This window comes from Brevibacillus sp. 7WMA2, from assembly GCF_010748895.1.
In the GTDB taxonomy this organism is placed as follows: Bacteria; Bacillota; Bacilli; order Brevibacillales; family Brevibacillaceae; genus Brevibacillus_B; species Brevibacillus_B halotolerans.
Genome location: NZ_CP048799.1, coordinates 4,130,528 through 4,145,150, shown reverse-complemented (window position 1 = coordinate 4,145,150; position 14,623 = coordinate 4,130,528). Strand labels below are relative to the sequence as shown.

The following is a 14,623-nucleotide window of genomic DNA, read 5'->3' as shown; positions in this document are numbered from 1 at the left end:
CCTATTTCATTATCTTTCCTCTTAAATAAACAAATTAAGTCCCGATTCCTGTGCATCGCTCAGATATGAAGCAACTCCGGCTACATCTACTCCGTCAATTAATTCTTCTTGTTTAATCCCCATAATATCCATGCTCATGGCGCATGCTACCAGCTTAACTCCTGCCGCTTGAGCATTCTTCATGAGGGTCTCTAGGGAATCTACATTTTTCTTCTCCATAACATGCTGCATCATTTTAGTTCCCATTCCAGCCATGTTCAGCTTCGACAAGGTTAGTTTATTGGCCCCTTTTGGCATCATCATTCCAAACATTTTTTCCAGTGTATCCTTCTCAACTTCCGGCGCGTGTTCACGACGCAAGATGTTTAGTCCCCAGAAGGTGAAGAACATCGTCACCTTTTTCCCCATAGAAGCCGCTCCAGATGCAATGATAAACGAAGCCATCGCTTTATCTAAATCACCACTAAATACGACCATTGTAGCTCCAGTTTTATCAATTTGCTTTTCAGCGTTGGCCTTTTGCATAGCAGCTTCTGCTATTGAGGTGGGCATGTTTGTCCCCTTTTGAATAAACACATGAGCTACTTTATTGCTATATTCGGAAGAGAGAAGAGTATTCCCTGTTTTATCGCACCACGCGGCAATATCAGCCATAAATCCAGGATCGGTAGCTTTTACTTCAATTATTTGTCCGTCTTGGGCTCCTGATACAGCCTGGAAAACCTGCATAATAGGACCGGGACATTGTAACCCGCATGCATCAATCGTAATCGCCGGACTATCTATGTTAGATGCTGATATATCGGTGCGCTTTGATTGTGATTGAGCCACTGGAGCTACATCCTCTTTTCTTGGTTCAGTCGTTTCTTCTGTCGATTTGCCCATCCGATATGTTTTATATCCACCATCTACGTTTTTTACCTGATAGCCGTATTCACTAAGCAGACGGGCCGCTAAATATCCGCGTAACCCTACTTGGCAGGATACATAGATCGTCTGATCCTTTGGCAGCTCAGCAAGGCGATTGCGTAGCTCTGGCAGAGGAATATTAATAGAGCCCTTGATATAACCCGTTTCTCTTTCAATTGGCTCCCGTACGTCAACCAGTAATCCTCCGTCTGCTACAATCTGATCTATCTCATGCCATTGCACAATGTCAACTAAGCCGTCAGCAATATTGCTGGCTACATATCCTATCATATTAACCGGATCTTTAGCAGAGGAATAGGGAGGAGCATAAGCCAGCTCCAGATCAGGAAGGTCGTGAATCGTTAATCCTCCTTTTATCGCTGTTGCAATCACGTCAATGCGTTTATCGGCTCCATCTGCTGAAACGGCCTGCGCGCCGTAGAGTTTGCCTGTTGTTTTATCAAAAACTAGCTTCATCCAAATAGGCGCTCCTCCCGGGTAATATCCAGCATGAGAAGCAGGATGGACATGGATGGCTGTATATTCGATTCCAGCTCGCAGTAAGGTTTTTTCATTATTTCCTGTAGTGGCGACAGTAAGATCAAACACTTTCGCAATTGACGTACCAAGTGTGCCGTTATATTGAACATCGTGACCATTAATATGATCTGCTACTAAGCGTCCTTGGCGATTGGCCGGCCATGCTAGCGGTATGTGCGTCGGCTGCTTATTAATATAGTCTGTTACCTCTACCGCATCGCCAATCGCATAAATGGCTGGATCATCCGTTTGCATGTGCTTATTGACACGAATAGCTCCACGTACCCCTACGGAAAGACCCGCTTCCTTTGCTAGTTGAGTCTCAGGCTGTACACCAATAGCTAAAATGATCATGTCTGTCACTAATTCACGCCCACTGCTGAGACGAACAATCCTTCCTTGATCGCCAAAAGCCTCCACTCCATCCTGCAAAAGCAGCGTAATGCCTTTAGCCCGCATATGCTCGTGTACCACAGCAGCCATTTCAATATCAAGCGGTGCCATAACCTGCTTACCCATTTCGACTAGCGTAACATCAAGTCCACGCTCGGACAGATTCTCTGCCATTTCTACACCAATAAATCCGCCGCCAATAACAACGGCACGAGTAGGCTGTTGTTGATCGACATAGCTTTTAATCGCATCCGTATCTGGAACACTTCGCAATGTGAATAATTGCTTTGCCTCATCAATTCCTGGAATAGCAGGTCGTATCGGTTTTGCACCCGGAGACAGGATCAGAATATCGTAGCTCTCTTCGTAGATCTCTTTGGTTTGCAGATTGTGAATCGTAACCGTCTTTTTCTCCCGGTTAATATGAGTAACCTCGCTTCGAATGCGAATATCCATATTAAAACGCTGAGACATTCCCTCCACTGTTTGTAAAAAGAGCTTGCTGCGTTGCTCGATGACTCCACCAATATAATAGGGAAGACCGCAATTGGCATACGAGATATGTTCACCCCGTTCAACCATAATCAGCTCATGCCGCTCACTTAGCCGACGCAATCTTGCTGCCGCTGTTGCTCCACCTGCTACTCCACCTACTATGATGATTTTCTTTTTCATAAGTTGTTGGCTCCTTTGTATGTTGAATGTCATTTCCTGTATCAGAACGAAAGATACCCTATGGGGTATTAATCAAAGTAAAAAAATATCTCAACCACATTTACATGTAAAGGAGTTTTATACCCCCGTGGGTATATAATAAACTCTAATCATCTTCCAAGTCAACAGGAGATTTACGCCCTTCAACGAAATAACATCTCAAGATTAAAAATAAGCTGGTAACAGGGAGAATTCGTTTGGTTACAGCGAAATATGCTACAATAAAAGCTGGGTGAAAGCCTTTTACTTTATCACAGAGGAGTTTTGAACATTATGATCATCAAATTCATTCGTCTACGGTAATGTGAGGTACAGTTCATGTTATTCTCAACCATTTTTTCAAAAATGGCTTGGGTTTATTTGGCTGTGCCTTTTTTCATTCACCGACTACGAATGAATGAGGTGTTTTTGTGTCCAAAACAAAGAGTTCCAGAGAATGTACCAATCTGATTTTAGAGTCTGAAGATATCTTTAGATGCCCGGTTTGTAAAAATCAAATGCGAATGGTTCATCGAAAAAGTCTGCTATGCATCAAGGGTCATAATTTTGATCTCTCTGGTCATGGATATATCAATTTATTAACGAGAGCTTCAAGCACAAAATACAGGAAACAAATGTTTACATCCAGAAGGACTATTTGCAAAGGTGGATTTTTTGATCCTTTGAATGAAATCATAAGCGAAAGGATCATGACCGAAACCAAGAAGGAACCGATCAGTATACTAGATGCTGGATGCGGAGAAGGCTCGCATTTATCTAGCATTCAGGCAAAAATAAGCAAACATCATACAGGTAAGGCTTTAGGAGTAGGTATAGATATTTCTAAAGAAGGTATTAGCATGGCTTCGCGGGGGTATCCAAATGCAGTCTGGTGCGTTACAGATATAGCACATTGCCCCTTTGCTAGTGAACGATTTGATTATATTTTAAATATATTATCGCCATCTAATTACTCTGAATTTATAAGAATGATGGCTGATGACGGCATGGTCATAAAGGTCATCCCTAATAAAGATTACCTGAAGGAATTGAGAGAGGCTTTTTACAAGGAACCGAATAGGCAGGAGTACTCCAACGATAACACACTGGCTCTCTTTAAAAGTCACTTTCAGCTTGTAGATGTAAAGCGAGTCCGCTATTGCTTTGCTTTAGATCAAACCTCCATCGAAGCTCTGCTTCAGATGACTCCATTATCCTGGGGAGCAACGGGAGAAGAAATGGAAGCATTTCTACAAATGAATGTAGCAGAAATAACCATTGACCTGACGATTCTATTCGGTAAAAAGCCTCGCCGCTAGAAATCAGCAATATGTAATCATAATAAGAGCTTTATCGCGCTTCTGTTGCGTGATAAAGCTCTTATTGCTAGCTGCTTATTTAATAATAAAGACCGGGCACGGTGCTAATTGTGTAATGCGATGACTAACGCTACCTAGCATCAATTCTTTAAAATCTCCCAACCCGCGACTACCCATCATGATAAGGTCAGCATTCTTTTCTTTAACCAAAGCGAGCAATTCGTTAGCTGGGTCTCCTTGAAGCAGGATAGCTTCACATTGAACTCCTTCTTTTTCTGCCGCTTCGCATGCTTGATCTAGTAATTCTTGACCGTATTTTTTGGCTTCTCCCAGATATTCAGATTGAACGTCATGAACCATAAATACTAATTGACTAGTTACATAGGCAGGTAATTCTTTTACAACATGCACAAAAGTGAGCGAGGATTTATTCTCACGGGCAAATAGAATCGCCGCTTCCTGTACTTTTGGGCTTAACTGCGAACCATCCAAAGCTATCACCATTTTATCAAACATCATATGGCCTCCTTGTTATATCGGTTCTTTATTATCATTGTAGCATGTAGATCAGCAAAGATTTCATATATTTATGAAAAATCCAGAAACGTTTTTACGTAAAAAAATGACTGCTTCAAGTTAAAAGAACTTCCTTGCAAAGGATAATAGCATAATGACAGCTACCACCATGCAAAGAATAAATAATCCCTTTTCTTGTTTTTTAAATGGATCCATCTCTTCTCCCCATTCCTTCCACCATTCTCCTTAGGTTACCCCTATTATAGAAGGGGAACTCAGCCTTCCCCCTTCTTTTGGATGTCCGTTCTGTGAAGGATTGCACAAGCTTTACCAATGTAGTGAAAGATCCACAATCTCTGTGGATCAATCTAGATAAATCGTCCGACCTTCCCGACTGCTTTTAAAAGCCGCTTCAATTAGAAAAATATTCATTCGCGCCTGTTCTGCATGAACGGGTACATGCTTGCCTAGACGAATTGCCTCATATAGCTGATCATAATAACGGTGATAAGATCCCCTTTCTGAGACGATTTTTTCTGTCACAGGCTTACCTTCAACCATCGTGGTTAACTCTCCGTACCATTCTTTTTCTTCCTGACCCCAATGGGGAGCGTTGAGCGGCTGATTGTCTCGGATAGCCCCCTCCTGTACATCAAATCCAAACTTCATATAACTTCCCTTATCACCATGCACCTGAAAACGCGGCCCCGGTTGAACTGTCAGCATGCCCGCGTGTAAAATCGCTCGCAAGCGATCATAATGCAGGATGACATGAAAATAATCATCTGTTTTAGCCCCAGGTCGCTGTGCCTGTACATCTGCTGTAACCGCTTTGGGCATTCCAAACATCATAATAGCCTGATCTAACAAGTGAGAGCCTAGATCATACAAAATACCGGAGCCTGGCCCTGCGTTTTCTCTCCACCGATCACGTACTTCGGGCCGATACCGATCATAATGAGATTCAAAATGATAGATTTCACCTAGTCGGCCTTCCTGATATAAGCGTTGGATTGTCAAAAAATCATTATCCCACCGTCTGTTTTGATAAACACTTAGTACCTTGCCTGTCAGCTTATTTAGCTCAATTAGTTCATCTGCCTCTCTGGTTGTTACCACAAACGGTTTCTCAACCACAATATGTACCTTTGCATGTATCGCTTCTTTTACCATTTCGTAATGAAGCGATGTAGGCGTCGTAATGATGACCAATTCCACTTTGGGATTTTGCAATAGCTCATGTAATTGCGAAGCCACCTGCACATCTCCTAGGTCTGCTCTTACCTTTTCTGGTTTGGAAGATAGGACGGCCACAATCTCATAATGCTCTGATGCTTGTAGAAACGGAACATGAAAGGTGATAGCTGACGGACCATATCCAACAATACCAACTCCGATTTTCTGCATGTGAAATTCCTCCTGCTAAGAGAATTCTATCTCTATATTTTATCCATGATGATCTACTTTTCTTATCATACCTAAAAACGATTGCGTGTTAAGAAATTGAGCGCGCACTGAATAATCTTATGAATAATAGTCCAACTTATGCACAAAAGATTACTAGTTTTTGGTCTTCTCTAATGAAGCCATCCTGCTTTATAATGAGCCTAATAGAAGGTAATCATATCGATCATCTTTTGCTTCTATCCAATCTTTGCAAAATACTTGGCAACAGATCAACTGGCAAAGGAGGTTGTATCCATGTCGCTCGATAAACGAAGCGCTGCGATTTTGCATAAAATGATGCAAGCTGACTCATATGTAACAGTACAGGAGCTCTTAGAATCTCAAGGAATTTCGAAACGTACACTTTATTATGATATGAACAAAATAAACGATTGGCTGGAAGAAAATCAACTCCCTGCTGTTCAATATATTCGAAGCACTGGCTACTATATAGACGAACAAACCAAGCAAAAAATACCTGATAAGCTACAAGGAATGAAGAAATGGCAATATGAGTATTCCGTTAAGGAACGTAAGGCTTGGCTAACCATTTATCTCTTAACCCGGGAAGGAAGAATCCTGCTTGAAGATTTGATGAATCGGCTAGGTGTTAGTCGCAACACCACCCTGGATGATTTAAAAAAATTAAAAACGGAGCTTCAGGCCTTTCATATATCGCTCCATTTTGACCGCAAGCAAGGCTACTTTATTCAGGGCGAGGAACAGGATAAGCGAAAGGCGCTCATTTTCTATCTCTCTCAAGCCGTGACAACCCAAAGCTGGAATGAACTCATCTCCCACATTCAAACCATGGCGTATTCTACTTCCATGGTAGAAGAGGAACAGCAAGAGGATTTCTTGAAAACAAAAGAAATTCAAGTAATCCGCGAGGCTTTATCTGTTTGCGAGCGCCTATTAGGCATTCAATATACTGATGAAGTTCTGGAGAGCTTAAGTATTCACATCCATCTGTTCCGTAAACGCTTCAGTCGTGGACAGCATGTCACAATTGATATGGAAGAGAAAGAGGTTTTGAAAAAGACAAAGCATTTTGAAGCGGCGACCTATATCAGCAATGAATTGTCCAAAACTCTGCACATTGATATACCAGAGGATGAAACCTATTACATTGCTACGCATCTCTTAGGTGCTCGTGTGATGAACCAATATCATTCCGATCAGGAGAATTCTCATACTCAAATGCTGTTGGAAGCCGTTCAGCGTATGATTACTGATTTTCAAAAGTTCGCTTGCATTATGTTTGAAAATCCGGAAGGGCTGAAACGCGATTTAATGCTACACCTTAAGCCTGCCTTCTATCGAATCAAGTATGGAATTAATATGGACAATCCGCTGATCGATTCCATTAAAACGCACTATCATGAGATTTTCTTATTAACACAGAAGGTTATTGTTCATTTTGAACAGTTAGTTGGGCAAAGGGTATGTGAAGACGAGATCGCTTATATTTCGATGCATTTTGGAGCGTGGCTACGTAAACAAGGAGCCAATCCGGCACCACGGAAAAAAGCACTGATCGTTTGCCCAAACGGTATTGGTACCTCACTAATACTGCAAAACCAATTAGAAAACCTGTTCTCTTCTATAGACATTTGTAAAACGGTTTCCTTACGAGAGTATGAAGCTCACTCTTATGATGTTGATCTGATCTTTTCTACTACCACCCTGACTAAAAGCGATGCACCTGTTTATGTGGTAAATCCCATTCTTAATGACGCGGAAAAAGCTCGCTTATTAAGACGAGTAGGAGCGTATATTTCTGACAAAGATAAACAGCCGACAGAGTCGTTAGAAGGCATGATGTCTATTATTCGTCGTCATGCGGTGATAGAAAATGAAGAAGCTCTCCATCAAGAGCTAAAGGAGTACCTACTGGAACCTGCTGCGTTACATAAGGAGCTTACCTATAAGCCCACTGTTGCAGACATCCTCACGAGGGACCAGATTCAGGTGGCACGAACCGTTGCCAATTGGGAAGAAGCGATTCGGCTTGCATCAGCACCTTTAGTTCGCAATGGAAGTATTCTCCCATCTTATGTAGACGCCATGATTCGCTCTGTGTATGATCATGGACCATACATTGTAATCGCGCCGAAAATCGCTATTCCACATTCTAGACCACAGGATGGTGTTCAACGTTTGAGCATGAGCTTCCTACAATTGAAGCATCCCGTATCCTTCTCAGAAAGACCGGAGCATTCGGCACAGCTATTTATTGTACTAGCTGCTATAGATAATGAAACCCATCTGCGCGCATTGGCTCAGCTAACAGCGGTTCTTTCTTCTCCAGAAGCGTTACAGACCTTGTTGCAGACCGATCAAATTGACGATGTTCTTCACTTATTAGAAATCTACTCTCAGCATCAGCTACCTGCTGGATTATAAAACAAAGCAAAAACCAACCAAAGCGTCTGCGATGGTTGGTTTTTTCGTTTTCCTCACACCTTAACCCCTGACATCGTAAGTGAAACAGACTGGGGATTCACTCTTTTAATCGATTGTTGTTGAGCTGGCTTGATAGGAAAAAATCGAAGGGATGTAAGATTTACATACAACGACCGAGAAGAATCCTTCCAAAGCTCTCGATACCGATCTCCACTTAGCTCTAATTCAAACAGCGTACCATCTTCCGCTAGCCGACATTCCAATCGGACAAGCGGGCCCAATAATGAGACATGTAATACTGTAGCTTCCGCCCAGCCCTCCCCTTTTGGAATACTCGATAGCTCCATTTGATGGGGCCTGATGTACCCAATCGCTTCGGTATGATTCCAGTTCAAAACTTCTTCTGATTTCCATGCTAGCTGTCCCATGTGAATAGTCCCTTCATGTCCACAGACACGAAATTGATTGACCCTTCCTAAAAAGCTGTAAACAAAGGGATTGCTAGGATTCTGGTAGACTTCGATCGGCGTGCCCACTTGTTCAATTTTACCCTTATTCATAATTACCACTTGATCTGCCATCTCTAGGGCTTCTTCTTGATCATGTGTCACGAACACAGTAGTGATTTTCAACGTATGATGCAATCGCTTCAGCCAGCGACGCAGTTCCTGACGTACCTGCGCGTCGAGTGCCCCAAACGGTTCATCCAATAATAATACGCTTGGTTCAATTGCCAATGCACGAGCTAATGCCACTCGTTGTCGTTGCCCGCCAGACAGTTGACCGGGGAAACGTGATTCTAATCCATCCAATTGGACTAAACGGAGAAGTTCCATCACCTTTGCTTGCATGCTGTTTTTAGAAGGACGCTTTGCACGAGGACGCACCTGTAAACCAAAGGCAATATTATCAAAAACGCTCATGTGGCGAAATAGAGCATAATGCTGAAAAACAAATCCAACTCTTCTTTCCTGAACCGTTTTTTGTGTAGCATCTACTCCATCAAAGCGGATAACTCCTCGCTCCATTTGCTCAAGACCAGCAATGAGCCGCAGCAAGGTAGTTTTTCCCGATCCTGAAGGTCCCAATAGTGCAACTAGCTCTCCACTTGGAATCTGTAGGTTAATATGATCAAGGGCAGAAAACGTCCCGAAGCTTTTGGATACCTGTTTAATTTCAATGCCCATGTACACTCTCCCCCGTTTCATAGCCCCAGACAGGTGCGTCTGCCTTCCTTTGCTTGTATTGCCGCTCTGCTTTCCACTCCATTATGCTCTTGATAATCAGTGTCACAATAGCTAAAAAGGCTAATAGAGTGGCTACCGCAAAGGCTGCTACAAAATTATATTCGTTATACAAAATTTCCACTTGCAGCGGCACTGTGTTCGTCATCCCACGGATATGCCCTGATACGACGGATACTGCACCAAATTCGCCCATGGCGCGTGCATTACAGAGAATAATCCCATATAACAGGCCCCATTTGAGATTAGGCAATGTGACCCGCCAAAAGGTTTGCCATCCCGTCGCTCCAAGTGACAAAGCCGCTTCCTCTTCATCGTTGCCCAGCGATTGCATGGCAGGAATCAACTCTCGCGCTACATAGGGAAAAGTAACAAACATGGTTGCTACAATAATACCTGGAACCGCAAAGATGATCTTGATATCGTAGGCTTCTAACCATGGTCCCAGCAATCCTTGCGTACCAAATAACAAAACAAACAAAAACCCTGAGATAACAGGAGAGACAGCTACAGGTAAATCAATGAGGGTAAGTAAAATGCTTTTCCCCGGAAACTGATATTTAGCAATTGCCCAAGCCGCCGCAATCCCAAACACCGTATTTAGTGGAACAGAAATGGCGGCAACCAACAGGGTAAGCTGTATAGCTGCTACCGCATCTGGCTCGGCAATCGCCTCCCAAAATGGTTGGAAGCCGTGCTTTAGTGCCTCCGTAAACACTGATAACAGCGGCACAATCAAAAACAATCCTAAAAACAGCACGGAGAGTACGATCATGAACCAAGCCCCTGGATGTTTAGCAATATCAGGCTGGTTAGATAATGACATGTTGTATCCTCCCCTTTTTATATGTCCATTCGGTACATTCTCCGACTCCACCACTGTAGGATATTGGTCAAAAGCAGAATAACAAATGATAGCAGAAGCATGACCGAAGCAATTGCTGTTGCACCTGCATAATCAAACTGCTCCAGCTTTGTCATGATTAAAAGCGGCGTTATTTCCGTTTTCATCGGCATATTTCCTGATATGAATACAACAGATCCATACTCCCCAACTGCTCTAGCTAGGGCTAACGTGAACCCTGTTAGCAAAGCAGGTACGAGCTGAGGGAAAATAACCCGCCAAAACGTAACCCAGCGAGTGGCACCCAAACTCGCGGCTGCCTCTTCCATTTGCCGATCTACATCATGCAATACAGGTTGAACAGTGCGGATCACGAACGGAATTCCGATAAAGATGAAGGCAACCGTAATCCCAAGTGAAGTAAAGGCAACCTTAATACCCAGTGGCTCAATATATTGACCGATCCAACCATTAGGTGCATAAACCGCTGTTAGTGAAATACCAGCTACCGCAGTGGGCAGGGCAAAGGGCAGATCAACCAGTCCATCAAGAATTTTTTTACCAGGAAAGCGATACCGAACCAGTACCCAAGCGATCAGTAAGCCAAACACTGTATTTACTAAGGCGGCCCCAAGAGCGGCTAAAAAACTAAGCTTATAGGATGCTATCACTCGGTCAGCGAGTACAATAGATAGAAATTGATCCCAGCTAAGAGAGCTAGTCGATAGCACAAGCACAGATAAAGGAAACAGCACAAGAAGGCTCACATAGACAACCGTATACCCTAGCGATAGACCGAATCCAGGTATGATACTTGACTGTTTCCGGATGTTTTTCATTTTTACACCACCTTGTGTCAGTTTCGTCCATTACCGATTATGGTTGATAGATTTGGTCAAAAATTCCCCCATCGGCAAAATGAGCTTGGTGAGCTTCTTGCCAGCTTCCAGCTATCTCTTCAATTGTGAAGAGCTTGATAGGAGGAAATTGATTCGCATATGCTTTGGCTACCGACTCTACTCGTGCCCTGTAAAAGTTCTGAGCCGCTACTTTCTGCCCTTCCTCCGAATACAAGTATTTTACATAAGCCTCTGCTACCTCTTTCGTTCCTTTTTTCTCAGTGATTTTATCTACAATGGTCACTGGCGGCTCAGCTAAAATACTGACGGAGGGCACGACAATCTCCACTTTGTCCTTCCCGATCTCATTGATAGCCAAAAACGCTTCATTTTCCCAAGCAAGAAGTACATCGCCAATCCCCCGCTCTACAAAAGTCGTTGTGGAACCGCGCGCTCCTGAATCTAGAACAGGCACCTGCTTGAATAACTGCTGTACAAATTCTTTCGCCTTTTCGTCACTGTTGTGGTTGAGCTGTTTGGCATAGCCCCAAGCGGCTAAGTAATTCCATCTTGCCCCTCCTGAGGTTTTCGGATTAGGTGTGATTACTTGAACGTCTTGTTTTAGCAGATCGCTCCAATCCTTAATCTGCTTTGGATTCCCCTTACGAACAAGAAACACAATGGTAGAGGTGTAGGGCGAGCTTTTTTGTTCCAAGCGTGATTGCCATTCCTTTTGAATCAGTCCCTTTTTCGCAATCGCATCAATGTCATATGCGAGACCCAGCGTGACAACATCAGCTTCCAATCCATCAATAACCGAGCGTGATTGCTTGCCGGAGCCACCATGCGATTGCTTTATGGTCACGGTTTGGCCTGTTTTACTTTTCCAGTAATCAGCAAAGCTTTTATTATAATCCTGATAAAATTCACGTGTCGGATCATAGGAGACATTTAGCAGCTCAATTGGCTTTGAGGAGGATTGATTATTGCTAGAAACGTCTGTAGCAGTGCCTGCTGTTTTGGCTCCCTTATCTTCTGAACCTGTCGAGGATGCTCCCCCTCCGCACCCAGCCAGTACAAGCGCTAAGCTACCGGAAAGAAGACAGGTTAGCCACCTTAGTCGTTTTTTACTGCTTAAACATGTTGCTTTGGTTATGGTTGTAGTGCTTTTTTTCATTGAGTTACCCCCTTCATCTTCTCTAATTGTCAAGTGCGGCATGTTGCGCTTGTATACAAAAAAGACTCCTCCCGTTCACTCTCCACTGGCGAACGTAAGGAGCCTTCGGTTGTCCGATCGGCACTCTATCCTTTTTGTTTTTTTGAAAATTCTTTCTTTTCTAACGAATAACGATGACGCTCTACTCGCTCAATTTGTGTAATGTTCGAATCATGAATCGTAATATGCACGGAGCCATACTCAATACCTTTCAAAGCATCTGAAATTTTCTGCATCCATAGGTCTTGTCGACTTGCCTGCTGTTCAGACATACCGTTTGCCTCCTTCATGCCTGTTCCACCTTTTTGATAGCCACCAAAAATTAGGAAACTTTGTATTTGAGTTTAATCACATAATTCCTATCTGTCAAGTTGGAATTAAATAAAAAAAGCATATTTCCTGCGACATGCACAAGAATATGCTTCGATGTGAAAACGAGCATTTCGTAAAGGAATAAACACAATGATTACCGTTTCATTTGCAAATGGATTCCCTGCCGCAGCTCAATAATAAATTGTTCCCGCTCTACCAATAGCTGTTCCGATTCGTCCCTGCTTATCTCTGTAAACATGGTCTCCTCCCCGGGTCTCATCTGCGCCAGAATTGGTAAATCAACTGTAGCTACCTGACCAATCCGCGGATATCCTCCCGTCGTCTGTCGATCGGCAAGTAAAATAATGGGATACCCCTCTGCCGGTACTTGAATGGTCCCAAAGGCTACAGCCTCCGATAATAACTCAATCGGTTCTGCCAATTGAAGAACAGCTCCTTGAAGACGATACCCCATGCGATCAGATTGAGGTGTGATTTTATAGGAGGAATGAAATAAATGCTGTTGGCTCTCTGAGGTAAACAAAGAAAAATGGGTTCCCCGACTAATGCGCACTTGCGGAGTTCTTCGGTACGTTGCTAGGCATTCGGCACTAACACTCCAATCCACACTTGCCCAACTTTCCACAGATGTCTTCTTCGCTAACTTCTGGTGCCAATTCTTTAGAAAAGCCAGCGTCACATCAGCTTGCTCACCTACTGATAGATAGTCACCTGCCTGCAAGCTTCTGCCCTGATAGCCTCCCATTCCGGCACGAGCATATGTACTGCGGCTACCTAGCACCTGCTCAACCTCGATACCACCTGCAACAGCTACATAAGCGCGACAGCCCGTCCGACAGCCTCCACCTTTCATGACTGTACCCGCTCTGATAAAAATAGGACGCCACATAGGTAAACGTTCACCATTGATTGTAAAAGACAAATCTGCCCCTGTAATTGCAATGAGGCTATCGTGCTCAAAAGCTAACTCTGCTCCTGTAAGCGTCATCTCTAAGGTTGCAAGCTGCTCTGAATTGCCCACTAGCATGTTGGCAATCCGCAAGGCTAAAGGGTCCATCGCTTCGCTAGTCACAACCCCATATTTTCGAAATCCAAACCGCCCTTGATCTTGAATTAATGTGAGTAATCCCGGTTTGATTACACGTATGCTCATGACTGCTCCCCTCCCCACTCCAGATATTCCTGTTGGGTAATCGGGCGGAAACGAACTGTATCACCTGCTCGTAAGTAACTAGGCGGATTCTGTTTGGCACGAAACAACGCAAGAGGAGTCCGACCAATCAACTGCCAACCACCCGGTGTTTCGATTGGATAGACCCCCGTCTGTTCTCCACCAATACCTACTGAGCCAACAGGAATCTGTAAGCGTGGAGAAGCTCTCCTTGGCGTAGCTATTTCAGTGGACATTCCACCTAGGTACGGGAACCCGGGTGCAAAACCGATCATGTAAACCTTATACAAAGCTGACGAGTGAATACGAATAACTTCTTCTGGAGTAATCTGATGATAGTTGGCTACCTCTTCTAAATCTGGCCCATATTCTCCCCCGTAGCAGACAGGAATCTCAATTAACCGTGATTGTCGCTCTAACTGGCTTGTATGCCCTGCTAACATCCCATTTACTTTATTCACTACGATCTCATACGCGGTGCTGTTTGTCTGTTGGTTCACTACCTGTTTAACCATGATAGGATCATAATAAATCGCCACGCTTGTAAAAGCCGGTACAAATTCAATCATGCCGGGAAACGGATGTTGTTCGATATGAGTAGCAAAAGCCTGTACAAGCTGGTAAATATCCGCATCCTCATTATCCGCTAATTGGAATTGCACCAGCACGGCTGCATCTCCCAGCGGTAGAATCTGAACAGACCATTTTTGCTCGATCGCTTGTCCTTCTATCTGTTTATCTGGCTGTTGCACCT

Annotated in this window: 12 protein-coding genes; 2 read left to right on the top strand and 10 right to left on the bottom strand. The window is 43.6% G+C overall.

What is annotated here, in order from left to right:
• Positions 1-21: 21 nt before the first annotated feature.
• On the bottom strand, positions 22-2,517 hold the full coding sequence (locus GOP56_RS17650; RefSeq protein WP_163246181.1) for a CoA-disulfide reductase: 2,496 nt from the start codon (positions 2,515-2,517) through the stop codon (positions 22-24).
• A gap of 701 nt (positions 2,518-3,218) precedes the next feature.
• Between GOP56_RS17650 and GOP56_RS17645 the strand changes: the two genes are divergently transcribed.
• Positions 3,219-3,854: a methyltransferase domain-containing protein gene (locus GOP56_RS17645; protein ID WP_371807998.1), complete on the top strand. Its 636-nt coding sequence runs from the start codon at positions 3,219-3,221 to the stop codon at positions 3,852-3,854.
• Between the two features lie 75 nt (positions 3,855-3,929).
• Here GOP56_RS17645 and GOP56_RS17640 read toward each other — a convergent pair whose 3' ends face one another.
• Positions 3,930-4,373, bottom strand: coding sequence for a universal stress protein (locus GOP56_RS17640; protein WP_121473299.1), 444 nt, complete (start codon positions 4,371-4,373; stop codon positions 3,930-3,932).
• A gap of 360 nt (positions 4,374-4,733) precedes the next feature.
• Positions 4,734-5,777: an oxidoreductase gene (locus GOP56_RS17635; protein ID WP_163246179.1), complete on the bottom strand. Its 1,044-nt coding sequence runs from the start codon at positions 5,775-5,777 to the stop codon at positions 4,734-4,736.
• A 294-nt stretch (positions 5,778-6,071) separates the two neighbouring features.
• Here GOP56_RS17635 and GOP56_RS17630 point away from each other — a divergent pair, with 294 nt between their 5' ends.
• Positions 6,072-8,222, top strand: coding sequence for a BglG family transcription antiterminator (locus GOP56_RS17630; RefSeq protein WP_041751901.1), 2,151 nt, complete (start codon positions 6,072-6,074; stop codon positions 8,220-8,222).
• 53 nt (positions 8,223-8,275) lie between these two features.
• On the opposite strand, the gene GOP56_RS17625 is transcribed toward GOP56_RS17630, so the two are convergent.
• From GOP56_RS17625 to pxpB, 7 genes are all read right to left on the bottom strand, one after another.
• Positions 8,276-9,409: a sulfate/molybdate ABC transporter ATP-binding protein gene (locus tag GOP56_RS17625; RefSeq protein WP_121473296.1), complete on the bottom strand. Its 1,134-nt coding sequence runs from the start codon at positions 9,407-9,409 to the stop codon at positions 8,276-8,278.
• On the bottom strand, positions 9,399-10,292 hold the full coding sequence (gene cysW, locus GOP56_RS17620) for a sulfate ABC transporter permease subunit CysW (RefSeq protein WP_003333635.1): 894 nt from the start codon (positions 10,290-10,292) through the stop codon (positions 9,399-9,401). Before cysW ends, GOP56_RS17625 begins: the two co-directional genes overlap by 11 nt.
• Positions 10,293-10,309: 17 nt before the next feature.
• On the bottom strand, positions 10,310-11,149 hold the full coding sequence (gene cysT / locus GOP56_RS17615; protein ID WP_121473295.1) for a sulfate ABC transporter permease subunit CysT: 840 nt from the start codon (positions 11,147-11,149) through the stop codon (positions 10,310-10,312).
• Positions 11,150-11,186: 37 nt separating this feature from the next.
• On the bottom strand, positions 11,187-12,326 hold the full coding sequence (locus GOP56_RS17610; RefSeq protein ID WP_163246178.1) for a sulfate ABC transporter substrate-binding protein: 1,140 nt from the start codon (positions 12,324-12,326) through the stop codon (positions 11,187-11,189).
• Between the two features lie 125 nt (positions 12,327-12,451).
• Positions 12,452-12,601 (bottom strand): YezD family protein, encoded by a 150-nt coding sequence (locus tag GOP56_RS17605; protein ID WP_369799683.1) that lies wholly within the window; start codon positions 12,599-12,601, stop codon positions 12,452-12,454.
• A gap of 230 nt (positions 12,602-12,831) precedes the next feature.
• Positions 12,832-13,851 (bottom strand): 5-oxoprolinase subunit C family protein, encoded by a 1,020-nt coding sequence (locus GOP56_RS17600; RefSeq protein WP_163246177.1) that lies wholly within the window; start codon positions 13,849-13,851, stop codon positions 12,832-12,834.
• The gene (pxpB, locus tag GOP56_RS17595) at positions 13,848-14,621 is read right to left on the bottom strand and encodes a 5-oxoprolinase subunit PxpB (RefSeq protein WP_022585397.1); all 774 of its coding nucleotides are present in this window, start codon (positions 14,619-14,621) and stop codon (positions 13,848-13,850) included. The genes GOP56_RS17600 and pxpB overlap by 4 nt, the downstream gene beginning before the upstream one ends.
• Between the last annotated feature and the right edge of the window lie 2 nt (positions 14,622-14,623).

Bases quoted from the DNA above. Each gene is read 5' to 3' on its own strand.
- GOP56_RS17650 (WP_163246181.1), bottom strand. From the start codon at position 2,517: ATGAAAAAGAAAATCATCATAGTAGGTGGAGTAGCAGGTGGAGCAACA.
- GOP56_RS17640 (WP_121473299.1), bottom strand. From the start codon at position 4,373: ATGATGTTTGATAAAATGGTGATAGCTTTGGATGGTTCGCAGTTAAGC.
- GOP56_RS17635 (WP_163246179.1), bottom strand. From the start codon at position 5,777: ATGCAGAAAATCGGAGTTGGTATTGTTGGATATGGTCCGTCAGCTATC.
- GOP56_RS17630 (WP_041751901.1), top strand. From the start codon at position 6,072: ATGTCGCTCGATAAACGAAGCGCTGCGATTTTGCATAAAATGATGCAA.
- GOP56_RS17625 (WP_121473296.1), bottom strand. From the start codon at position 9,409: ATGGGCATTGAAATTAAACAGGTATCCAAAAGCTTCGGGACGTTTTCT.
- cysW (WP_003333635.1), bottom strand. From the start codon at position 10,292: ATGTCATTATCTAACCAGCCTGATATTGCTAAACATCCAGGGGCTTGG.
- cysT (WP_121473295.1), bottom strand. From the start codon at position 11,149: ATGAAAAACATCCGGAAACAGTCAAGTATCATACCTGGATTCGGTCTA.
- GOP56_RS17610 (WP_163246178.1), bottom strand. From the start codon at position 12,326: ATGAAAAAAAGCACTACAACCATAACCAAAGCAACATGTTTAAGCAGT.
- GOP56_RS17605 (WP_369799683.1), bottom strand. From the start codon at position 12,601: ATGCAGAAAATTTCAGATGCTTTGAAAGGTATTGAGTATGGCTCCGTG.
- GOP56_RS17600 (WP_163246177.1), bottom strand. From the start codon at position 13,851: ATGAGCATACGTGTAATCAAACCGGGATTACTCACATTAATTCAAGAT.